This is a genomic window from Tatumella citrea, assembly GCF_002163585.1.
In the GTDB taxonomy this organism is placed as follows: domain Bacteria; phylum Pseudomonadota; class Gammaproteobacteria; order Enterobacterales; family Enterobacteriaceae; genus Tatumella; species Tatumella citrea.
In genome coordinates this window covers 4,084,250-4,107,611 of the sequence record NZ_CP015579.1, presented here as the reverse complement: position 1 = coordinate 4,107,611, position 23,362 = coordinate 4,084,250, and the positions used below count along the sequence as shown (strand labels likewise).

Here is a 23,362-nt window from a genome sequence, read left to right as displayed (position 1 = left end):
CGGTTAGTTTGCCTCGCCCGGATAGTTGTTCCAGGCTTCGCGGAACAGAAGATCAAGATCCGCTGCCCAGCGTTGTTGCCCTTCGCTATCGGCAATTAAATCCTGGCGTAGTTCAATTTCCACAGCAGGAATACCATTCTTTTCAGCATGTTGTGGCAACGCATAGTCGGTGGCATCTGAAACCGAATAGGGCTCGTTATCGCCAATCACCCACTGATTACGCTGGTGCAGGCTATCCAGTAAAGCATGCGGATACGCTTTCAGACGGTTATACAATACACCGATATGCCACGGGCGGGCGACACCCAGGTAGACCGGAGTAAAACTGTGCATAGCCAGAATGCATGTTGTCTGACCGCGCTGACGCCGTTGTTCCAGGATCTGCCGGATCTGATCGTGATACGGAGTGAAGATCTCCTGACGGCGGGCTTCTTTTTGCTCCGCAGAGATCCCTTCATTGCCCGGGATCACCGTATCTTCAGACAGCAGCGGAATGGAGCTTTTCACACCAGGAGTCCGGTTGCAGTCGATAACCAGCCGTGAGTAGGTCTGGGAAACTAATGTCGCATCCAGAGACTCACTGAGCAGTTTTGAAACCGCAAGTGCACCAATATCCCAGCCAATGTGCCGGTTAATATCAGACTCATTCAGGCCAAGGCTTCCAAGCCGGCGGGGGATTTGCTTACCTGCATGGTCACACAGGATAAGAAAGGGTGAGGTGCCTTCCGGGTTCGTTACAGTAAAGGCGGTAGGTTCATCCGGATATAAAAGCGGTTCAGACACAGTGTAAAACTCCGTAATGTTAAAAAATCGCTGGCATTGCCAGCTGTCGGCCGGATTCATTCAGTCAGCCGTTGCGATGCTTTGGAACAAAGGCCGCAAGATGCACCGGAGGATTGTGGGCCGGTACTGTGCGTCTGACTACCTCAGTGTGCCGCCAGGCAGTAATTTAATCCAGCAGAACCACGGAGTTTCTCTGCTAAGGCACTAACATTAACCGGCTGAGCTGTGCGATGACCTCGCTGACCGGAAGTTGCTGTTCGCTCGCCGGCTCGCGGGTCATCAGAGTCAGTGCGCTGTCGTCTTCATTTACCTGCAAAATAACCCTGGCCCCCTGGTGCAGAGCATTTCTGATTCGGGTGGGCAGGCGCAGTGACGAGCAGTCATTGATGATACTGAGTTGCGGGAAATGCTGACGGAGTTTTCTGCCAAGGATCAGGGCGGCGGAGCGATTTTTTTCCTGATCGGCAATGATCACAACATCCGTGGGCGGGCTGAGTACTCCGGTACCCTGTAATCTAACCAGTAACTGCATCAGATTGTCGAACATCATTGTGAAACCACAGGCCGATAAAGGTGTACCAGCGATACGGCTGGCATTTTCATCATAACATCCGCCACGGCTGAGTAATGAGTGTTCTTCCAGCATATCGTTATGCCATTCGAAGACTAAGGTATTGTAATGGTTAGCAGAAAATAGTCCGTGGTCATGGATGTAGGGGATATGCAGTTGGTTCAGCGCCTGGCATAGCAGGGTAAATTGCTGGCGAGAGTGCTCTGAAAGAAACCCGGTAGCGCAGGGGGCCTGTTGGTTGAGACGACTAAGCAGAGGATCATTCCCGATGTTTTGCAACAGACGGACCGGATTCTCGACTGACCATTGCTGCTGCTGTGGCGTCAGCAGGTAATGTAATGGCTGATACCACTGGCGTAAACGGTGACAGTAATCACTGAATTCCTGCCCGGTACCCGGGGTATTGATACGTAACTCAGTGTGCTTATCGATGCCCAACTGGCGAAACAGGGTCTGCTGAAGCTGAAGCTGCTCCAGCACAATAGCTGTTCCCTGATAGCCAAATGCCTCTACCCCCAGCTGGTGGTACTGACGCAGAGTCCGGGGCTGATCATCGCCATGACGAAATGTCTCGCCGAGATACCAGAGCCGGCTGGCATCCTGTAGCTGACGATGACGGGACACCAGTTGCAGGCAACTTTCGGTACCGTCATTGCACAACCGGCTATGGTGGCTGACCGGACAATCATTATCCTGCAGAGAGAAGCGTACCGCTGGCAGCACGGCATCCTGTTCCAGCAAACTCAACCGGACCTCCTGATAGCAGTAGCGATCTAACAGCGCTTTCGCCTGATTTTCCAGCTGACTCCACATCACCACCGGATTATTAAAATGTTTTCTTGGGCGACCGGACTGGCGTGGTCTGAGGCGACGCTGCAGGGTTTGCTCCAGTGGACGGCTGTAGCCAGCGGTAGCCAGCAGGCAATTTTGCTCCAGTGCATAACCGATATTCAGGGTAATGGCAGGGCTGTCCGGGGTGCGGCAAAACGCCTGATAGTTGCGACGGCGCTGCTGATCATCACTGCCAAGGTTCAGGTATTCGTTGTGGGGGGTGATTCTTGTGGCAGGTTGATCGTCAAAGCTGTGCCAGGGTAGCTCCTGTGCCGGCTGTTCTACATATTTTTTTACTAACAGAAAATAGCTGCTGGCTTCGAGTGGGCAACTGTCATAGCGACTTTCCCACAATGCCCCGCGGCGGTGATATTTCTGGTTATAAAACGGCACATAGCTGCGCCCCAGATGCTGCATAAAACGGCCAAGTTGTTGCTTGTCGGCTGCACTTAGCAGCAACAGTGCACGGGCGGGTGTCAGTGAATAGGCGTGCAGCCGTATATCATATTCCTGTAGCGCTTTATCAAGGCAGCCAAGGCAGTGCTGATAATCGGTACTGTCCTGGAATAATGGCTGAGAATTATGGCCTCGCAGCTGTACCAGGTGGGGCAACCCCTCAATAAACAGACGGTTTTTTCTGGGCATTTGATAACTTTCCCGGAGATAAAGACTGCCGCGGTACGGGATGACAGCGGCAGGTGATTAACTGACAGGTCGTTTCGGCCTGTTAAGCCGGGGTGGCTGGTGCAGACATCCGCCAGCTTTGCATCCGCCCGGCAATAGTGGCATGCAGTCGCGCCTCATCCACGTCCAGCTGATGATTATTCTGTAGATCCCACAATCTGATCTGCCCGTCCTGGTTCAGGGTAATAATCATCCGGCATTGGCGGTTCAGGGCATGCTGATGCTGCCGTTTCAGCCTGGCACTACTGCAATCGGTCAGTACCCGCAAACTGGTAAACCGGCGGCGCAATTGCTCAGCTAGCAGCAGAGCCTGCACTCCTCCATCGGTCAGCTCTGAGGTCACCACAACATCCGGAATATGGCTGGTATCGCCGGACTTACAGTTCGTGGCTTCCAGTAGCAGCAACAGCCGTTCAATACCAATCGCAAACCCACAGCATGGCAGTGTTTTGTGACTAAACAGTTCGGCCAGACCATCATAACGGCCTCCACCACACACGGTGCCCTGGGCACCGAGATCGTCGGTTATCCATTCAAATACTGTCCTGGAATAATAATCCAGCCCCCTGACCAGCCGTGGGTTGATCCGGTAAGCGATATCGGCTTTATCCAGTAGCTCGCACAGGGTAGTAAAATGCTGGCGTGACTCCTGTTGCAGGAAATCCAGAAGTTGCGGGGCCTGTTCGATGATCGGTTGTAGCTGCGGGTTTTTACTGTCGAGAATGCGCAGTGGACTTACTTTCAGGCGAATTTTGCTTTCTTCATCCAGCAAATCCTCATGACGACTAAACCACCCGACCAGTGCCTCGCGATGTTGTTGCCTTTCACTGCTGTCCCCCAGAGAATTAATTTCCAGGCGTACATGTTTTTCCAGACCTAATCCGGCAAACAGATCTCTGACCATAAAAATCAGCTCGGCATCGATATCGGCACCAGACATCCCGTAGGCTTCCACCCCAAACTGGGTGAACTGGCGCAGACGGCCTTTTTGTGGACGCTCATAACGGAACATCGGGCCCTGATACCACAGGCGTTGGGTTTTGTTGTAGCACATATTATTTTCCAGCACTGCCCGCAGGCAGCCACTGGTGCCTTCCGGGCGCAGGGTGATATTCTCCCCGCTCTTATCCTGAAAGTTGTACATCTCCTTTGACACAATATCGGTGGATGCGCCAACCGCCCGCTCAAACAGAGACACAGGCTCCAGTAACGGTAGCCGCATTTCCTGATAACCATAGCGGTGAACCATCTGGCGGAATTTATTTTCCAGCCATTGCCAGTGGGGAGTTTCGTCCGGCAGAACATCATGCATGCCACGGATAGATTTGATTTCGTTCATGATCATTCCTTGTATTCGGCCAACAGAGCGGCCGGCTGACCGGATTCGTCCTGCAGGGCCGGTTTTTTCCGACGGGAAGTGTAAAGCAGGTAAAGTGGCAGAGTAGCCATCTGTATCAATATTCCGCACACCAGTGTGTCAGACTGACCGGAAATAATGGCCAGACTGACAAATGTTAGCGCCACTAAAGCCATCAACACCCAACCAGAGGTTTTCCGGCGACTGGCTGATAACCGAATCAGCATGACTGGCAGTGATAGCGCGGCGAAGGCATAAGGGAACAGCGAAGCGGAGACTGCCAGGCCAATGACGGTACGAAATTGTGACTGCAGGTCAGCAGATAGTGTCATCAGCAGTACGCCTGACATCAGCACTGAAGTAAAAATCAGCGCAACCCAGGACACCCCAAAGCGATTGGTTTTGCCAAACACGGCCGGGAATAACCCGGCACCGGCGGCCGCTCTGGGGACCTCAGTCTGCAATATCTGCCAGCCAGGAATTGCGCCGATGCAGGCAATGACGACCAGCAGAGAGACAATCTGCGCGGCCCGGGGTCCCCACAGCAGTCTGGCACTGTCGGCAAAGGGTGAAGCTGATACGACCAGGCTGCTGTGCGGCAGCAGGCCCATAATGGCATTACTGGAAATCAGATAGCAGAGCAGGGCGATACCCAGTCCGGCCAGTGTTGCCAGTGGAATGGTACGACGTGGGTTCCTAACCTGGCCTGAAGAAACCGAAGCAGATTCCATACCCAGGAAGCCCCACATCGAGAGAGTCGCGGCGTGAAATATTGCCTGCGTCTGACTCTGGCCACTCACGTTATATGCAGACAAATAATTATGCGGGCTAAAATGAAACCAGCCGCAGACGGCAACCGACAGGATAACCAGCATCATGCAGCTGCCGGTGATAATCTGAGCCCCGCCGACCAGGCGAACTCCAAATAGTCCGAAAACCACCGACAACCAGAGCAGAATCATACAACCACAGAACGCCCCTGTGGGGGTAGACAGTCCCGGGACTAATCCGGACAGATAGCTGATACTGGCTAACAACAGAGCGCAGTTGCCAATCCACGTGGATAACCAGTAAAAAAGCGTCATTTGCAGGCCAACAAACGGGCCAAAGCAGTGACCTATATTGGCAATTATTCCGCCATTTTGCGGATGGATAGCGTTAATTTTATTGAAGATCAGGGCCAGAACAATCACCCCGGGAAATGTCAGCATCCAGCCCCATACAGAGACAGAACCAATACCTGCCAGGGTGGCGGGCAGCATAAATACGCCACTGCCCATCATATTGGATGCTGTCATTATGGTCAGTGTCGGCAGGCCCATTTTATGCGGGGAGATATTTTTGTCGTTCGTCATCACGTAGCCCTGTAAATAAACTGGCATGGCAGAGAGTTGATCTGACCCACGTTCCGGTGATCAGGTCGTGTGATACTCTGGCGCAGATGTGATACGCAGCCGGTGATGATTGGCGTCAGTGCCGGCTGCGTACCCGACAGGACAGTGGTGGTTCACCACTGTCCTTTTTTATGCCGCTTTGTGGGCTAAATCAGCGATAACGTCGTCGATCAGGGCATCAATTTTAGTGCTGTCCAGATGGTGGGCGGTGGTGATCAGATGTGCCACATCACCGGAAGTGGCCAGGCAATGTTTTTGCCATACCGATTCCGAAGGACAAGGGAACACGACTGTAATCGAATTGCGGTTACGCCAGGCCGGAATACCTGCTTCCCGGAAGCGATCGACCGCGTATTGTGCCAGAGTCAGGCTACGTTCAATCCTCCGTTGCCAGTCAGTGTGTGAATGGCTTCGGATAGCTTCCCACATCATTAGTGGAGTGTGGCCGTTACGGGAACCGGTGATGGTTTTATCGTGGGCAGAAATATAGTCAATCTCGACAGAGATACGGTCTACATTCTTTTTCTTTGCGACCACAATGCCACACGGGATCGGGGAACCAATCATCTTATGGCCGGAAACGCCAATCGAGTCGATACCGTCTGCAAAAGTAAATGGCTGGGCATCTTTTACAAAAGGCAGGATCATCCCGCTGAGTGCAGCGTCAGCATGCAGATAGTAGTCCTCACGGCGGATGCCACTCTCTTTCAGGCGTTGTTGTATAAGCGCAATATCATCAATCGCTCCGCGAACGGTAGTCCCGATATTGGCAAAAATGATCGGATGGCGTTCATTATCACGGGTGATTTTCTGCATTAAGTCATCATAATCAATTTCACCGTTAGGCTGCGATTCGACAACGCTGGACTTAATCCTCAGCAGTTTGACAATTTTTGCTACTGAATAGTGAGTATCTTTAGAATAATAGAGCGTACCATCAGGAAATAATTCCCGTCCCAGATAGCAACCAAACATATTACCTTCAGTACCACCATTGGTGACATATCCCCAGCTTTCGGAAAAAGGAATTTTGAACAGGTCGGAAAAATATTCCATAACCTCTTTTTCGAAAGAAAATGAATTTAGCAGATAGTTGCAGTATTCAGCCCAGTCACCACAGTTATTGATAGAGAAGCGCATGAAACGTTCAAGAATGGTGTAATCAAAATCAGCGGACTCCGGGTAACCAATATTGAAATACTGGTTTTTAACACACCAGGACCAGAATTCATCCAGTTTATTTTGATCTGCAATTGACAGTGTCATCAGAGAACTCCTTTTATTTAGTGACGTAATGTGGGTTATTTATCGAGATAGAGAATGTCCTGGCCTTGTTTATTTCTGCCGGCCGCAACAAATGAATATAAGGGGATAGTGACCATCATCATGACAACGCCCCAGAACATTGAATCTGTACCGGCACCCAGCAGGGCGAAAATACTGTAGACAATCCCAATCACGGTCAGCACGCTGTAGAACATAAAGGTTCTGCCGCGATTGATCTTTTTAGAAATCATGATGATTGGCAGAGAAATCAGGGCATACATATAAGGCAGCAGCGAAGCGAAAACCGACATAAGAATGACTACCTGGAACTGGCGTGCCAGATCCGGCGAGGCGGTCAGCATTAATACCAGACTCATCAGTACCCCGGTGAAAATCAGGCTTTTCATCGGGACATCCTGTTTATTGGTATCCGAGAAGAATTTCGGGAACAGTCCCTGGCGGGCACCAGCGCGCGGGCCTTCTGACTGCAGGATTAACCAACCGGAAATCGAACCAAAGCAGGCGATAATACTCAGAGCAGAGGCAATGTTGCCTGCCATATCGCCGAACATATATCGGGCGGCATCGGCAAATGGTGCTGCGGATTTAATCAGTTCTTCATGCGGGACCAGCCCCATAATGACGCTGCAACTACCGACATAGCAGACGGAGGCAATCAGCAGGCCATAAACAGTGGCTTTAGGGACGGTTTTTTCCGGGTTATCCACTTGTCCGCTGGAAACTACTGCTGATTCAACCCCGAGGAAACCCCACAAGGCAATGGAGGACGCAGAGATAATGGCTGAGCTGTTGCTTTTTCCGGTACCGTTGTACACCTGGCTGAACATGTGCGGGTCGAACCAGAACCAGCCGACTACCCCGACACCCAACACCACAACCAGCATACAACTGGCGGTGAAGGACTGTGCCCGGCCAGCGACTCTGGCACCAAAGCTTGCCAGTACCACAAACGCCCACAGAATCACAATGGCCGCGATACAACCGTAGGTTGGATTTCGCAGTTCAGGGAAGAAGTAGCTCAGATAGCCGACCCCGGCAACCAGCAGTGCTACATTTCCTACCCAGGCGCTTATCCAGTAGCAGAGTGTGGTCTGAAAGCCAATAAACGGGCCGAAAGCATCGCTGGCATAAGCGACAATTCCTCCGTTGCGCGGGGTCAGCAGGCTGGTTTTGGCAAACACCAGCGCCAGCGCGATGACGCCGACAATCGTCAGTAACCATCCCCACAGTGAAATATAACCAACGCCAGCCAGGTTAGTGGGTAGCATAAATACCCCGGAACCCATCATATTTGATGCAGTCACTAAGGTGAGTGCCACGACGCCCATTTTATGAGCGGAGCTTTTACTTACCGTCCCCATAATAGAATTTCCTATAGTGAAATGTTGAGTCGATTTTCAGGTTGTTTTAAAAAATATTTTAGAGGGAGGAGAGGTGGTTTTTTTGATCACAATCATATTGTGATAATTATCCGTGTTTCTCAGATAATTATTGGTCTGGTAAAAACTAAAAAAAGCGGAAATTGACTCTGTCCCTGTTTATTTTAAATAAATGGATTTCAGAAATTTCATACAGATAAATATTATTTATAACTTCACTTTGAGTTATTTGTTGTGGAGAGGTAGTGGTAAATAATTAATATTTTTAATGCCGTGCTGATTAAATTATCGGGTGATTTATATTTAGGTGGGAGTGTTATCTGCGTGGTTGCTGAATAATAGTGGATATGATATCTGCTATTGCAGAATATCATATCCACGGACGGTTAATTTATCTCAACAAATTCCGGTGGCGAAAATGCAGTGATTTCCGGAACGGGTTGCTGCCAGCGTTCTATCTCGACTTTACAGCTTTGAGCACTGCATCCTTGTCCCAGACGCGAGCTGCCACGATCTTCTGTCAGCACATTAGGATTACCGTGTTTATCCAACGATCCCGGAACTGACGGATCTTGCGGATCATACCAGGCTCCGGTCGAGATCTGCACCACACCCTGACGGATCTGATCACTCAGATGAACTCCTGCCAGAATGGCGCCACGCTGGTTAAACACTCTGACCACTGATCCTTCACTGATACCGCGTGCTGCCGCATCCTCAGGGTGCATCCATAAAGGTTCCCGGCCCTGAATCTTGGTCTGGCGACTGACGCTGCCATGATCATACTGACTGTGTAGTCGGGTTCTGGGCTGGCTGGAAAGTAAATGCAGTGGCCATTGTGCCGCCTGTTGCTGCTGATAATCATGTTCCTGAGTATCCCAGAATGGATATCCCGGGCATTCACGATACCCAAATCCGGCCACGGTTTCAGAAAACAGTTCAATTTTACCGGATGGCGTCGTCAGCGGATTTTGCTGAGGGTCAGCGCGGAATGCTGATAAGAATATCTGCGGGCTTGCCGGGCGATCAAATTCCAGCTTGCCAAGCTCCCAGAAATCATCAAACTGCGGCAGATTAATACCATCCAGTTCAGCGCGTGGGCGGGATTCTTCATAAATATGCTTTAGCCATTGTTCTGGGTTACGCCCTTCGGTAAAGACGTCGGCAAAGTTAAGGCGCTCTGCCAAAGAACAGAAAATGGCGTAATCATCGCGCGCATCACCCACCGGGGGAATATGCTGACGCATAGCGACCATAAAACCATCGTGGCTGCCACTGCCGATATCATTGCGCTCAAGCACAGTGGTGGCAGGGAGTACGATATCGGAGAATTTCGCCTGGGCAGTCCAGTACTGTTCATGAACCACCACTGTCTCTGGTTGCCGCCATGCATCGACCAGCCGGTTAAGATCCTGGTGATGGTGGAATGCATTCCCTCCGGCCCAGTAAACCATCCGGATATCCGGGTAGCGACAGTCCTTACCATCAAACTGATAGTCGCCTCTGGGATTCAGCAGCATATCCGACAGCCTGGCGACAGGGATAATAGTGTTAACCTTATTTTCCCCGGCAGGCAGACGCGGCCCGGAAAATGCGACCCGGTCAGCACCGGCCAGATTGGTACAGGCATAACCAAACGCCAGCCCACCGCCCGGGGTGCCTATCTGGCCCAGCAGTGCAGTTAATGCCACAGTGGCCCAGTAAGCCTGCTCACCCTGGCGAGAACGCTGCAATGACCATGAAATATTCACCATACTGCGGTGACCGGCGAGAGTGCGGGCAAGCCCGGTAATCTGCTCTGCCGCCAATCCGGTGATAGGGGCAGCCCACTCCGCGCTTTTAACTACTCCGTCGGTTTCACCCGACAGATACTGACGTAACGGTTCGAAGCCGACAGTATGGCTGGCAATAAACGCCGTATCATGCAGATTTTCGCTGATTAAGGTCTGGCACAGCGCCAGCAACAGGGCGGTATCCGTGCCGGGTTTGACCGGCAGCCACTGCGCATTACTTACAGCACTCAGGTCATTTTTGACCGGGCTGACGTTGATAAATTTGACCCCGTTAGCCTGCAGAGTTTCCAGCCAGTGTTTCAACATATGGTCACTGGCACCACCGACATTAACCTGTGAGTTTCTTAGTGGCAGGCCGCCAATTGCCACAAACACTTCGCAGTGTTCTGCCAGTACTGAAAAGTGGGTATGCAGAGTATGCAGTGGGCTGAGTGGGCCGATAATATGCGGCAGGATACGCTCTCCGGCGGCACTGCTGTAGGTATTCGTACTGGCAGTATAACCACCGAACCCTTTAAGGAACCGGTGTAGCTGGCTCTGGACGTGATGAAAACGCCCGGCACTGCCCCAGCCGTAAGAGCCGCCATAAATGGCCTCGTTGCCATGGCGTTGCTTTACCGATTGCATCTCGCGGGCGACCAGGTCGAGAGCCTGCTCCCAGCTGACTTCCACAAACGGCTCTTTGCCTCGTCCTTCACGAGAGGCTGGCCCGTTTTTCAGGTAACCCAGTCGTACAGCGGGGCGGCGGATACGGGTATTGCCGGTAACAGCCTCTGGCATTGACTGACCAATTCGTGACGGGTTTTTATCCCAGGCTACCGGCGTCATAGCAGCGATTTTATCATCCGCTGTTTCCACATGGTAAGTCCCCCAGTGGGTACTGGTAAGATTGTTTGCTGTTTTCATCAGTCACTGCCTGTCATATCGGTGAAAATTTGTGCTCCCCGGTTCAGGGAAACGTATAAAAAGTGAGTGGCGCAGGTGACTCTTCTGAAAGAGCACCCTGATGACCTTTCACCGGGGAATTAATCGCGCTGATATAGCCGGCGTTTCAGCTCGCATTCAAATAAAAACTCCAGACCTTCCAGCTGGCGCCGGGCTTCGCTGATATCTCTGCCCCAGCAGGTCAGCCCGTGACCGCGCAGCAGGAAGCCATATTTCAGCGGGTTGGTGGCTGACCACTGTTCGATTCTGTCGGTCAGTGCCGCGATATCCTGATCGTTGTCAAATATGGCAATGGGTACGGTATCCAGGTGGCTGGTCTGCCCGCTAAGGGTTTTCTGCATTTCATAACCAGACAGATTGAGTTGCGGGCCGGTTTCGATGCGCGACAATACAGTGGCATTCGAGGTATGGACATGCAGAACCACACTGGCTTCCGGAAACAAACGATAAATCAGGGTATGCAGGCCTGTTTCCGCTGACGGTGTACGCCCGGAGGGCACCTGTTGAGTGGCAATATCAACCTGCAGAAAATCGTCTGTGGTCAGCGAGCCTTTATCGCGGCCGGATTCACTCAGCCAGCACCATTGGCTGTCCTGACGGATCGACATATTACCACCGGTTGCTGGCGCCCAGCCTTTACTGCCGATCCAATGGCAGGCGGTAACTAAATCCGCCAGTCGTTGTTGCCACATACCGATTCCTTTTACGCGTTGTTCAGTGTTGGATGGAAATTTTCTTGCAGGTTTTAGCCATCTAAATGGCTGATTCGATGTTATCACTGCGCTGTCGGGTGAGCAATGGTTGTCTGCGCAGGCCAGGATGCACAACGGCTGACACGGATCAGAACATAATTTTGCAGGTGAGGGGTCTGGCAGGAATATCGTATAAAAGGCTGGTGTCCGTCAGCAGTAAAACTTCATCTGACTATCTGAAAGCGGGATCACCCGCCGGACACATTTCGGGCGATGGCCGACAGCATACGACGGCGGATCATCCCACTCACCGGACGAATCAGATACCAGTAGGGGGTAAATGCCTTCAGACTGGCGGAATCCGGACAAAACACCCGGGTTTCAGTGATAAGTTCACTGGTCTGTGCATCGATTTGCCGGGCCTGGAAAGTCAGTAATAGCCGGGCGGTACCAGGCTGGCGGGTATGAGTGAAAAAGTCGATATCTTCGACGGGAGTTAAGCCGTAGCCTGCTTCCCAGAATTTGCCCATTAACCCGTAAGCCAGTTGGCAATTATCGGAGCGTTCCAGCAGTGTGAAATTGTCCATGCTAAAAGGGGGCTGACCTGATGGCGGGCGACGCCCCAGACGTTCCAGTAGCCGTTGTGGCCATTCCCGCAGTCCAATCATTTTCCGGAAAAACGGGTCCTGTTCAGGGCGATAAGCTTCAGCTGCGTTAATCACACGTTGTGCGCTGGCTGGGATTCGGAGTTGATGTTGTTCGCGAAACTGATACTGCGGTAACAATCGATCAGAATATTGCATAATCATTTTCTCCCGGAAAGCCCGCAGGGCACAGAACCCCGCCCGGAAGAGGTCATCCGGACGGGGCTTAAACGTACTCTGTGGTTAGCTGGCTGTCCAGTGGCTCTCCGGCCCTTGTTGCCAGGGCAGCACATGCGGCAACGTTGTGACATCAACGTGACTGCGTATGCCCTCAACATAACGGCTCTGTAGCCCATGGTGTGCAGAGATTTTGATATTTTTCAGGCTGATATTTTTCAACAGAGCTTCCGGTAACCCACTGATTATTCCGGCGCTGTCTGCCCCTGTCGCCGTAAGATGGTTGACTGAGATATCGTGAATAAACGGTGTGTAGCGAGTCACCGGTTTGGGGCTGATGGCACTGATACTGTCAGCGGAATAGCCACCATTCCCGCCATAACTGTCAGTGATCACCAGTGGGACATGGACATCACTCATCTTCAGATGATCTGCGATTAGCGGACCAATACAGTTGCCCCGGTCACGTCCGGATTTAATGCGCAGGCCATTATCCGTGCCCGTAAATGTCAGGTTGTGCAGAGTAATACGACCAATTCCGTTGGCCGTTTCACTGCCCACAGAAATACCGTGGCCGCGCAGTACGTCAATATCGCTGATCGTAATATTACTGCTGGCTGCGGCTTCTCCGGTACCTGCCAGCCCGGATTTCACCGAAATATCATCATCTCCGGTCGAGAGCGTCAGATGGCGTAAGGTCACATTCTGTGATGACACGATATCTACCCCATCGGTGTTCGGAGAGTCAGGTGGGTTAGTCACTGAGCTGTTAGTCATGACAATATTTTTGCTGTTACGCAGTACAACATTCCACATTGGCGAGTTGATGACCCGCAACTGGTTAATTCTGGCCCCCTGAACATGATCAAATTCAATCAGCCAGGGCCGTGGCATACCGTTAGCTGCAGGAATACCGGGCCAGTGCTGGCTAAACCACTGACTGTCTCCTTGTTTCAGATGATTACGTGCCTCAGTGGCGACAGGCCACCATCCACGCTGCCCTTGTCCGTCCAGTGTACCTGGTCCGGTCAACCCGATATCGCTGACATGGCTGGCGATGATTAATGCTTCACGGGGCCGTAACTGCTGGCTGATAAATGCCGGCGTAAAATCCGACGGGCGGCCGGTGGATTGCAGAACACTGTTCGCGGCTAAATGTAATGTCACATGGCTTTTTAGTTGCAGTGGTCCGCTGATCCATACTCCGGCAGGCAGCGTAACTGTTCCTCCTCCCTGCAAACTGCATTGGTCGATGGCTTGCTGCAACACCCCGGTGACAGGCTGGCTATCGGAAGAGAGTGTCAGGGAGCAGGGCTGACCGGCCGCCTGTGCACCAGAGCAACCGAATAATGCGGCACTTACCAGGCTGAGTGGTACCAGAAGATGAGCAGTGGCTTTTGCAAATGGCATAAGTTATCCCTGAAGAAAATGGTAAAAAAGCACAAGGGCTAATAATAAACAGCCCGGTGATGAGGTGACCCGGTCATTAAGGTTACGGAATGTGGATACGGAGGGAGTTATGCAACAAAATGTTCAGCAGAAACGAAGGCCTCCTGCGGTCAGGAGGCCGAAAAGATTATTCGCCAAGCACCTGCTGTACGCAGGATTTGAAGATTTTTACCCCAATCGCCAGAGCATCGCGATCAAAGTGCATTTCCGGGTGGTGCAGGCCAGGAGCCAGATTACATCCCAGTCCCCAGAAGCCGCCTTTCACCTGTGGGCAAAGACGCAGGTAGTGGAAGAAATCTTCGCTGCCAGGGGTTGCCCGGGCAGGTAACAGAGCTTCTTCTCCCAGGTTCTCCCGAATAGCCTGGCTGATGATTTGGGTGGCTTTATCATCAATAATCGCTGCCGGCATCTCCTTGAGAATTTTGATGTCGACAGTGGCGCCCAGTGCGGCAGCACTTCCCTGCAAGGCAGCGGTCACTTTCTGCTTCAGCTCGGTCATCGGAGCGTTTTCTGCAGAACGTAAGTCCCAGCAGACTGTGGCTTCAGAAGGGATTGAATTGGTCACCCCTGCATCACACAGGAAACGAGTTGCCTTGGCACTGAAGGTCAGAGAAGGGGAGAGGTGGATGGTATTTACCGCCTGTACTGCCTGGACCGCAGCATCCAGAGCATTCACGCCAAGGTGTGGACGCGCAGCATGAGCAGCTTTGCCGGTAAATACCGCTTCTACGGTGGCAGAGGCCGAATAGTACATCGCCGCGACGGCCTGGCCCATAGAACACTCTTCCAGAGGACGCAGGTGGAAACCGAGCAGCATATCCACATCATCCAGCGCTCCGCCTTCGACCAGCGCTATGGCTCCGGTTCCCAGTTCTTCCGCAGGCTGGAACAATATTTTTAAACGGCCTTTTTTTACCAGGCCTTCGCGCAGTGTCTCTTCTGCGGCGGTCAGAACCACCGAGGAGTGGCCATCGTGCCCACAGGTATGGCGGGCGACATGTTGCCCGTCAATAATGTGCCCCAGCGCATCCATATCGGCGCGCAAAGCTAATACCGGGCCTGGCTTACCGCTGTCCAGTTCGGCAATGATACCGGTGGTACCGTTAAAGTTGCGGGTAACTTTAAATCCGGCAGCTTCCAGTGCCGAAGCAATGTAAGCTGAGGTTTTGAACTCTTCAAAACCTAATTCGGGAATCTCGTGCAGCACGTTAAAGTGCTCTAAAGTGCGTGACATACTTCACTCCTTGACCTTTTCTGCCCGACGGCCTGTAACTCCCGCCGGGAACGCGTGGTGTGTTTCAGGCAATAAAACGCATAATCAGCATGGAAATCACAGCATTGACGATGCTTGTCAGCATCAGCAACGGCCAGTATTTTTTCGGCACATCCGCCACACCCAACAGCCGACCCATGTACTGCAACTGAGCGCCCATCAGGAAAATAGCCGGAATTAAAATGGTGATTTGAGCAGGATCGAGGGTGCCTTTCGTCAGCAGGCTGACTGCAACCCCGGTACCGGCAGAAGAGGAGAGCCAGGCGGTCAGTAACACTGTGACCGCTTCACCAGGCAGACCAAAAACTCCCATGACCGGCGCGAAAACATGACCAATAAGCTGCATCACTCCCAGCAGATTAAGCATTTCGGCAATCACGTAGGCCATGACCACGTTTGGCATCAGATTATTGATAGCAATATTGAACCCTTTACGGGCACCAATCACAAAAATGTCGAACGGGTTTGCGCGGGTATTGAGCTGATTACTCATTGATGAAATCCTTTTTATAAACCGTGTTTAAGGCCAGTCTGACCAGCCCTGCGCCGACAAATTTGAGTACAAACATCAGCAGTAGTGGCACGATAAGCGGAGTGGTTAACGAGGCAAACAGTGCTGAACCAATCGCAAAATAATTATTTATCAGTCCTGCACCGGAATACTGCCAGGCACCCATGATAACGACATGCTTACGGGTAATCCGTTTGCTATCGTACAACTCCTTGCTCAATGCTGCTCCGGCGTCTGTACTTTGCAGGTCGGTGATTAGCGCAAGTCCGGTATAGCCAGGCAGGCCCAGTAACGGTTTCAGAAGCGGTGTCAGCAATTTATGGGCAGCACGGATCGCGCCATAATGGGTGAATATTTCCAGCAATCCGAGCGCCAGCATCACGGTTGGGACCAGTGACAGGGCAAACAGGAAGCCAGCTTTAGCACCGAAACCGCCACTGCCGACAAAGGTGCCGCCTGCGGATTTCATGGTGCCGAAGGCACCGCCAAGCGTTGTAAAATCAAAAGCTCCGAGCCAGTCCATCCCTTTGACCTTAAAAAACAGGCCGGAAAAAACCAGCAGTACAGCTATCAGTGCAATCCATGCCCCGGGAGTGACTTTCAGGGCGGTTTCATCCTCCGCCGGTGTTGGTTTGGTAATGTTGTTATCGCTCATAATTATTCTCTGTGATATTTCAGTCGGTTATTTCCCTGGTGTTGGAAGAGGCCGGGCTTTATTTTGTCTGTCCACAAAATAGAGTGTTAGCAGTTATTGTGCCTGCTAATAAAGATAAAACTTACTGATAACAAATATCTGTCCGGGAGATTGTTTATATTGGTATAAATTTACAACTGACCGCACAGAATTAGTTGTATCAATTATGTTATCAATAAATAACCGGCATTATATTGGTGCAGTGGCGCTATTATGGTGCAATGAAAAAAGCGAATTTTTACGTCTTTCACCTGCCGTTATTCAGTCCGATTATCTAAAAGCGTTATAAGAATATAAATATCAGATAAACAGTGATATTGTTGCTCACAGGTCAACACTTACTCCGGATCCTCCGCAAATGTTTCATGAAAAGCCAATGAGTTACCTGTATGAGGTCGGTATTCAGGGAGGTATCCGTCGCGCCGCTGACATTCTGGGAATTAACCCGTCGGTCATCAGCCGGCAAATTGCACAACTGGAACGTGATTTACAGTTACCGCTTCTGGAGCGTCGTGGGCGTAATGTGGTGTTGACCGAAGCAGGGCGCTTGCTGGCTGAGGACTTTTTTGAAAGCCGCCAGCGCCGGCTGAAACTGGAAGGGCACCTGAAAGATCTGCGCCATATGCAGGGAGGTAGTGTATCCATCCGGATCGGCGGTGGGCTGGTTGCGACTTTTATTCATGAAATTGTGACCCATTTTTCTAAATCTTATCCGCAGGTATTTGTTGAAATTACGGTGGCCAGCATGCAGGAGATGCTGAATGCGGTCATCCGCAGTGAAACAGATATGGCAATGGCTTTCGGACCCATCGGCAGTCCGGAAGTGAAACGGCACAGCTTTGGCTGGGGGCCGGTATGCGCGGTCATGTCGCCAGAGCATCCGCTGAGTGGCGAGCAAACTATTACCATTGAAACACTGGCGGAGCAGCGGCTGATAGCGTTGACCGAACAGTTTGGCCTGCAGCGTTATATGAATGCGATGTTTCGCAGTTGCGGGCTAATATTTACTCCGGCCTACCGTTGTAATTTATTTTCAACCGCGATGGAGCTCAGTGTGGCAGGGTTAGGTATTTCCTGTATGTCGGCCAGAGCTGCCGGACAGATGATTTCGGCCGGTAAGCTGGTGGCGATTCCGATAGACCACCCTATTGCCCGTGAATCACAGTGCCATCTGTTACGTAACTCTGACCGTAGATTCACTCCTGCGGCCCAACATATGTGGCAGTTACTGCGTAACTATTTCACCGATATTCAGCCCTGAAGGGGTTACCAAATATCACTCAGCCTCCGGGTGTGGCCAGTGGCTTTCCAGCCTTTTTGCTCCGGATAACAAACATTGGGTGAGCATCATATGCAGTGAAGAACGGCGGTTGGCATGGCGCATGACAATGATCAGTTCACGAAAGAAGGTTCTGGATTGCAGCGGAACAATTCGGACATTGGCATTTCGGTTTAGCCACTGGCCGGAAAGCGGAACCAGTGCGACTCCCAGACGATTTTCGACCATCCGGACAATGGCCTCAATTTCATCCAGTTCAAGAATTTGTCGTGGCTCCAGCCGTTGTTCCCGGAGAAACTGACTCACCAGTCGCCCACCAAATGAGGTACGGTCGTAACGAACGAAAGGTTGTTCGCGTAGCAGTGTTCTGGCATCGTCACCTTCAATCCCTTCAGGCACAATCAGCACATAGGGTTCCCGTAGCAGAGTTTCACACCACAGTTCTTTGGCCAGGCTGAATGAAGGCTTTATGGTAATAGCCAGATCAACGTCACCGGTTTCTACCATCGACAACAGATTAAACGAGACACCAGGCATCAGCCGGGTTTCAAGATAGGGGGCAATTTGCTGAATATCGACCAGAACCTCGGGCAGCAGCCCGGACTGAATGGTCGAAATGGCGCCAATTTTGACGACTCCGCGATACTCGCTGACATTATTCGGTTGAGACATGCGGGCAAAAATACCGAGGATTTCTTCGGCCATCGGCAGAATGCGGTTACCGGCTGCGCTCAGCATAACACTGCGTCCGGAGCGGTCAAATAACTGAACACCAAGGGCATTTTCCAGAATTCGCATCTGGGCGCTGACCGCAGATTGTGTCAGGCCAATGCGTTGTCCGGCAGCGGCAAAGGTCCCGTACTGAGTGACTGCAACAAAGGTTTTGAGTTCTCTTAGCATCAGGATTACCACTCATCAAAATAATTGTTGATTGAAACTAATAATATTCGCTTTTCAACAAAAAATATATCAATAAAAATGGCATCTCACCCTTGAGCTAATACTGAGCAGTCGGAGATATAATTATGGCACTAAGTCCTTTTCACCTCGCAATCCCGGTTTATGATTTACCTGCAGCCCGTCACTTCTATGGCGAAGTCTTTGGTCTGTCTGAAGGCCGTTCAAGTACCCAGTGGGTCGATTTTGACTTTTATGGTCACCAGCTGGTGATTCATGAGCATCCGCGCACTGCTACCCAGGAATCTGCACACACCAATCCGGTAGACGGTCATGATGTGCCGGTTCCTCATTTCGGGATTGTCCTGAGCTGGGATGAGTGGGAAAGTCTGGCTGCCCGTCTGCGCGATTTCAACACCAAATTCGTGATCGAACCTTATGTTCGTTTTAAAGGCCAGGTAGGTGAGCAGGCGACTATGTTCCTGCTGGATCCATGCGGTAACGCCCTGGAATTCAAAGCGTTTAAAGATATGTCTCAACTGTTCGCAAAATAATTATAAACGGTCAGTGGGTGTCTGCCGGGAGCCTTCTCCCGGCATCTTTGTGGAGTCAATAATGTCGTATTCTGCGCTACGCTGGCGCTGTGACCCGTCGGGAGAAGATTGCCTGATAGTCACCCTGGATGTTCCGGAAACCCCGTGGCGGCTGACCAGTCAACTGGCTGCCTGGCTGACATCACAGGCTTTGCCTGGTGTCACCGACATTGTGCCCGGAGTCTCAACACTGGGGATCTATTATCAGCCCGGTTTGCTATGGGCGCAGGACAGTCAACTCTCACCTTACAGCCAGATGTATAACCGGCTGGAAATTTTGCTTAACAGCTGGCGGCCTGCCAGCAGACATACGCCACGGGAAGTGGTGATCCCTGTCTGTTACCATTCTGAATTTGCTCCTGACCTGCCGGAAATTGCTGACCATTGTGGTTTAACCCAAAAACAGGTGATTGAACGTCATCAGTCAGTTGCCGTGGATGTAATGATGATAGGTTTCCTGCCAGGACACCCTTATCTCGGGATGCTGGATCCTTGTTTTGCTATGCCACGCCGGTCTACACCTCGTCTGAGTGTGCCGCAGGGAGCCATTGGCATTGCTAACCGGCAAAGCGTGATTTATCCGCAGCAGAGCCCTGGTGGCTGGAACCTGATTGGCCGTACCCCGCTACTGATGTTTCGTGCCCATCATTCGACTCCCTGTCTGTTGCAGGCGGGAGACAGAGTGCGATTCTCGGCTATCAGTCGTAAAAAGTTTGATAAGCTGCAACAGGAGGCACAGCATGGCCATTGAAATCTTACATCCCGGGCTGGCGAGTGCGTTATACGACAGCGGCCGTTATCGCTGGCAGCAGTTCGGGGTTCCGGTCTGTGGAGTGATGGATCTGTTTTCTCATCAACTGGCAAACAGGTTGGTAGGTAACAGTGATGATCCTGCCACACTCGAGATGACATTGCAGGGACCGAAACTGCGCTTCCTGCGGCGTGCCGTGATTGCACTGACAGGGGCAGACCTTTCCCCGACACTGGATGGTGAACCGGTTGAAATGCTACGCCCACTGAGTGTGCCGGCGGGCGCGACATTGAGCTTCGGCGCGCGGCGTAAAGGGGCGCGTTGTTACCTGGCGGTCAAAGGCGGATTTGCGCAGCCGGAGGTTATGGGTAGCCAGAGTACCTGCCTTGCCGGGACATTTGGCGGCTATTCAGGACGTAATTTGCAAAAAGGTGACAGGCTGAGTTTTCGCTGGCCGCTGCACAATATCAGTCGGTTACGCGCACCGTTTGGTATGCCGGATATCTTCCCGCAACCTCAGCAAACATTGCGCTTTATTCCGGGAAAACACTGGAATTTATTAACCGAAGCCGCGAAGAAGCAATTTATTAACGGTGAGTTCACGGTAAGCCAAAACTCTAACCGCATGGGATATCGCCTGCAGGGGGAGAAGCTTTCACTGCTGGAGCCGGCCAATATTTATTCAGAAGCGGTGAGTTGCGGAACAGTACAGTTACCTGCTGACGGATTGCCGATTATATTAATGGCTGACAGTCAGACGACGGGCGGTTATCCGAAAATTGCACATATTGCAGCTATCGATCTGCCGTATCTGGCGCAATCGTTACCTGGCGCACAATACAACTTCCAACAAATATCATTACATACCGCACAACAGCTTTCCTGGCAACGCCAGCAGTGGCTGGAAAAAATCCCTGCCTGTTGATTTACCCCTTTGCACTTTTTTGGTGAGCCCGGATCATTTTGGTGAAAATATCCGGGGTATATTCCTTCTTTATTTATTCCTTTCTGAATTAACTGCCACTCCCGGCGGGAGAATTATTATTATTTTAACCTATCAATGAGAATGAATATTATTCAATGTCATTAATCCGCATTTATTTTTATATCGGAGAATGACTGACGAATAATTTCTATCAATGGCGGAATTGGTCTCAGGGTTGCTTGTTATATCCACACAATAAAAAAGAACGCCGCATGTTTAGGCAGTTCTGTTAATAATTCACCTGCGAGGCAATACCACCATGTCCTATGAAACTGAAGCGGAATTTGTGCCGGCGTCTGTGCACCAGCAGAGTGCCGCCCGTCATTTACTGGCCAGGCGTGCAGCGGTCGCTGCAATGACCGGAACTGCAATCGAATATTATGAATTCGGTATTTATGGTTTTATGGCATCGGTCATCGGGCCATTATTTTTCCCCGGCTCAAGCCCTGCAGCGGCATTATTATCAGTCCTGGCTGTTTTCGGCAGCGCTTTTCTGATTCGACCTCTGGGCGGTATTTTGTTGGGCCGGATGGGTGACCGTCTGGGACGTAGAAAAATCCTGCTGCTGACTGTTCTGGGTATGGGCGGTTCGACAGCGGCAATCGGCTTATTACCGGATACTGCATCGATAGGAATTGCCGCACCGGTGATGCTGGTTATGTTGCGGCTGGCGCAGGGGTTCTTTGCCGGAGCAGAAATTGTAGGGGCAGCGGCTTTTGTAGCAGAGTCTGCTCCACAGGGTAAACGAGGTTTCTACGGCTCCTTTACCCCCGTAGGCGTTGCGCTCGGCGGCTCGCTGGCTGCGTTTGTCTGCGGATGCCTGTTACATATGGTGGATGCCGCACAGTTACAGCACTGGGGATGGCGTATACCGTTTCTGCTGACCATACCGCTGGTGATCCTGTCTGCGGTGATGCGCCATCAGGTAGAAGAAACTCCGGCTTTTAAAGAGTTCAGTCAGGGCAAAAAACCGGAACATACACCGTTTATCACCATGATTCGTGAGCACCGTTTCGCGTTACTGCGGGTGATTGTACTGACCTTTGGGCAGAATGCCGGCTACTGGATTGGCATTGTGTTTATGAATATCTATCTGACCACCTGGCTGGGTTATGACAAGCAACAGGTGTTCTGGCTGATGGCGTTTATCAGTCTGGCGATGGCGGCGATGATGCCTTTCTGGGGTGGTTTGTCCGATAAACTGGGCCGCAGCAAAGTCCTGAAAATCGGCTTCCTTGGGTATGTAGTGCTGGTACTGCCGATGATGTCGGTCATGGGGCACCATAACTACTGGCTGGCATGCGTTGCGATGTTTATCGCCAGCCTGCCGATGCCGATTGTCCAGTCAGTTGGCTACCCGACTTATGCGGAACAGTTTCCGACCCGTGTCCGTTACAGCGGGATGGCCCTGAGTATTAACATTGGCGCTATTCTCGGTGGCGGAATCACCCCTTATCTGGTAACCGCGCTTATCGAAAAAACAGGCTGGTTGTTTATGCCTGGTATCTTTATGGCCTGCGCTGCTGTGCCGGGATTGTGGGTACTGCTGCGGATGCGTGATACCCATAAAGAGGAGCTGTCAAAATAATGGTGACGACTCCGCAACAGCTGCGTGAACTGGTCGCCGCCGGGGAGTGGCGGCAACCAACGGCCGGAATACTGGATGATTTCCAGCAGGCCAACCTGGTGATTGTACCTGCGGCACAGGCCTGGGATCTGCTGCTGTTCTGTGTTCGTAATCCAAAGGTCTGCCCATTGCTGGCAGTGGGTGAGCCAGGTGAATATCTGCTCTCAGCCGGAAATACCCGTTTCGACGTGCGTAGTATGCTGCCACGCTATCGGGTCTGGCACCACGGAGAACTGGTCGATGAACCTTATGATTTAAAACAACACTGGCGGGATGATGCCGTCACCTTCCTGTTGGGGTGCAGCCATACCTTTGATGGTCCGCTTCGTCGGGCAGGGATACCTGTCAGCCATCAGGCCCCTCCGGTCTATATCACCAATATTCCCTGTGTCACTGCCGGGAAGATAGGCGGGCCTATGGCGGTCAGTATGCGTCCGGTACACCACTCAAAAATTGCTGTGGCGACCGGAGTGACTGCCCGCTACGCTTCAGGGCATGGTATGCCTGTTCATTACGGGTCTCCGGAAGCTATTGGGATTAGCGATATTACTGCGCCAGACTTTGGGGTCTATCCGGGGCTGGAAGAAGGTTATGTTCCGGTATTCTGGGCCTGCGGGGTTACCCCGCAGATTGTACTGCCACCACTGAAACCGGAGTGGATGTGCAGCCATTATCCCGGCCATATGCTGGTGCTGGATGACAGCGTGGATTTCTTCTCGTTACAACAAGGCTGACCGGTAGAACGCTCCCCCGGGATTTTGGGAGG

General features: G+C 51.7%; 20 protein-coding genes. 6 read left to right on the top strand and 14 right to left on the bottom strand.

The annotated features are described in order from the left end of the window. Positions 1-3: 3 nt before the first annotated feature. The 13 genes from A7K98_RS19470 to A7K98_RS19410 all read right to left on the bottom strand — a co-directional run bounded on the left by A7K98_RS19470 (position 4) and on the right by A7K98_RS19410 (position 16,425). Positions 4-783, bottom strand: coding sequence for an N-formylglutamate amidohydrolase (locus A7K98_RS19470; protein WP_232461568.1), 780 nt, complete (start codon positions 781-783; stop codon positions 4-6). A 196-nt stretch (positions 784-979) separates the two neighbouring features. Further along, the gene (locus tag A7K98_RS19465) at positions 980-2,830 is read right to left on the bottom strand and encodes an ATP phosphoribosyltransferase regulatory subunit (protein WP_087490025.1); all 1,851 of its coding nucleotides are present in this window, start codon (positions 2,828-2,830) and stop codon (positions 980-982) included. Positions 2,831-2,912: 82 nt separating this feature from the next. Further along, a complete protein-coding gene (gene hisS, locus A7K98_RS19460; protein WP_087490024.1) occupies positions 2,913-4,208 on the bottom strand; it encodes a histidine--tRNA ligase in 1,296 nt (431 codons plus the stop codon). A 2-nt stretch (positions 4,209-4,210) separates the two neighbouring features. After that, entirely contained in the window at positions 4,211-5,581 is a 1,371-nt protein-coding gene (locus A7K98_RS19455) for an amino acid permease (RefSeq protein ID WP_232461567.1), read from the bottom strand. 168 nt (positions 5,582-5,749) lie between these two features. Then, entirely contained in the window at positions 5,750-6,886 is a 1,137-nt protein-coding gene (locus tag A7K98_RS19450; protein ID WP_087490023.1) for a histidine decarboxylase, read from the bottom strand. A gap of 35 nt (positions 6,887-6,921) precedes the next feature. Continuing rightward, the gene (gene hdcC, locus A7K98_RS19445; protein ID WP_087490022.1) at positions 6,922-8,268 is read right to left on the bottom strand and encodes a histidine-histamine antiporter; all 1,347 of its coding nucleotides are present in this window, start codon (positions 8,266-8,268) and stop codon (positions 6,922-6,924) included. A gap of 404 nt (positions 8,269-8,672) precedes the next feature. Beyond that, positions 8,673-10,985, bottom strand: a complete 2,313-nt coding sequence (locus tag A7K98_RS19440) for a molybdopterin-dependent oxidoreductase (RefSeq protein WP_087490021.1) — start codon at positions 10,983-10,985, stop codon at positions 8,673-8,675. Positions 10,986-11,104: 119 nt separating this feature from the next. Next, on the bottom strand, positions 11,105-11,716 hold the full coding sequence (locus A7K98_RS19435; RefSeq protein ID WP_087490020.1) for a methylthioribulose 1-phosphate dehydratase: 612 nt from the start codon (positions 11,714-11,716) through the stop codon (positions 11,105-11,107). Between the two features lie 248 nt (positions 11,717-11,964). Beyond that, positions 11,965-12,519 (bottom strand): hypothetical protein, encoded by a 555-nt coding sequence (locus A7K98_RS19430; RefSeq protein WP_087490603.1) that lies wholly within the window; start codon positions 12,517-12,519, stop codon positions 11,965-11,967. A gap of 84 nt (positions 12,520-12,603) precedes the next feature. Continuing rightward, positions 12,604-13,947 carry a glycoside hydrolase family 28 protein gene (locus A7K98_RS19425; protein WP_087490019.1) on the bottom strand — a complete coding sequence of 448 codons (1,344 nt, stop codon included), beginning with the start codon at positions 13,945-13,947 and terminating at the stop codon, positions 12,604-12,606. Positions 13,948-14,113: 166 nt separating this feature from the next. Further along, positions 14,114-15,220 carry a M20 peptidase aminoacylase family protein gene (locus A7K98_RS19420; RefSeq protein ID WP_087490018.1) on the bottom strand — a complete coding sequence of 369 codons (1,107 nt, stop codon included), beginning with the start codon at positions 15,218-15,220 and terminating at the stop codon, positions 14,114-14,116. A 64-nt stretch (positions 15,221-15,284) separates the two neighbouring features. Beyond that, positions 15,285-15,752, bottom strand: coding sequence for a YjiG family protein (locus A7K98_RS19415; RefSeq protein WP_087490017.1), 468 nt, complete (start codon positions 15,750-15,752; stop codon positions 15,285-15,287). Beyond that, the gene (locus A7K98_RS19410) at positions 15,745-16,425 is read right to left on the bottom strand and encodes a nucleoside recognition domain-containing protein (protein ID WP_087490016.1); all 681 of its coding nucleotides are present in this window, start codon (positions 16,423-16,425) and stop codon (positions 15,745-15,747) included. The genes A7K98_RS19415 and A7K98_RS19410 overlap by 8 nt, the downstream gene beginning before the upstream one ends. Before the next feature lie 397 nt (positions 16,426-16,822). Here A7K98_RS19410 and A7K98_RS19405 point away from each other — a divergent pair, with 397 nt between their 5' ends. Continuing rightward, a complete protein-coding gene (locus tag A7K98_RS19405; RefSeq protein WP_087490015.1) occupies positions 16,823-17,725 on the top strand; it encodes a LysR family transcriptional regulator in 903 nt (300 codons plus the stop codon). 15 nt (positions 17,726-17,740) lie between these two features. Here A7K98_RS19405 and A7K98_RS19400 read toward each other — a convergent pair whose 3' ends face one another. After that, positions 17,741-18,643, bottom strand: coding sequence for a LysR family transcriptional regulator (locus A7K98_RS19400; RefSeq protein WP_087490014.1), 903 nt, complete (start codon positions 18,641-18,643; stop codon positions 17,741-17,743). 125 nt (positions 18,644-18,768) lie between these two features. Between A7K98_RS19400 and A7K98_RS19395 the strand changes: the two genes are divergently transcribed. The 5 genes from A7K98_RS19395 to A7K98_RS19375 all read left to right on the top strand — a co-directional run bounded on the left by A7K98_RS19395 (position 18,769) and on the right by A7K98_RS19375 (position 23,330). Then, on the top strand, positions 18,769-19,194 hold the full coding sequence (locus A7K98_RS19395) for a VOC family protein (protein WP_038015570.1): 426 nt from the start codon (positions 18,769-18,771) through the stop codon (positions 19,192-19,194). A 61-nt stretch (positions 19,195-19,255) separates the two neighbouring features. Then, positions 19,256-19,984, top strand: a complete 729-nt coding sequence (pxpB, locus tag A7K98_RS19390) for a 5-oxoprolinase subunit PxpB (protein ID WP_087490013.1) — start codon at positions 19,256-19,258, stop codon at positions 19,982-19,984. Further along, a complete protein-coding gene (locus A7K98_RS19385; protein WP_087490012.1) occupies positions 19,974-20,909 on the top strand; it encodes a 5-oxoprolinase subunit C family protein in 936 nt (311 codons plus the stop codon). Before pxpB ends, A7K98_RS19385 begins: the two co-directional genes overlap by 11 nt. A gap of 319 nt (positions 20,910-21,228) precedes the next feature. Beyond that, a complete protein-coding gene (locus A7K98_RS19380; RefSeq protein WP_087490011.1) occupies positions 21,229-22,557 on the top strand; it encodes an MFS transporter in 1,329 nt (442 codons plus the stop codon). Beyond that, entirely contained in the window at positions 22,557-23,330 is a 774-nt protein-coding gene (locus A7K98_RS19375) for a D-glutamate cyclase family protein (protein WP_087490010.1), read from the top strand. Before A7K98_RS19380 ends, A7K98_RS19375 begins: the two co-directional genes overlap by 1 nt. Positions 23,331-23,362 lie beyond the last annotated feature (32 nt).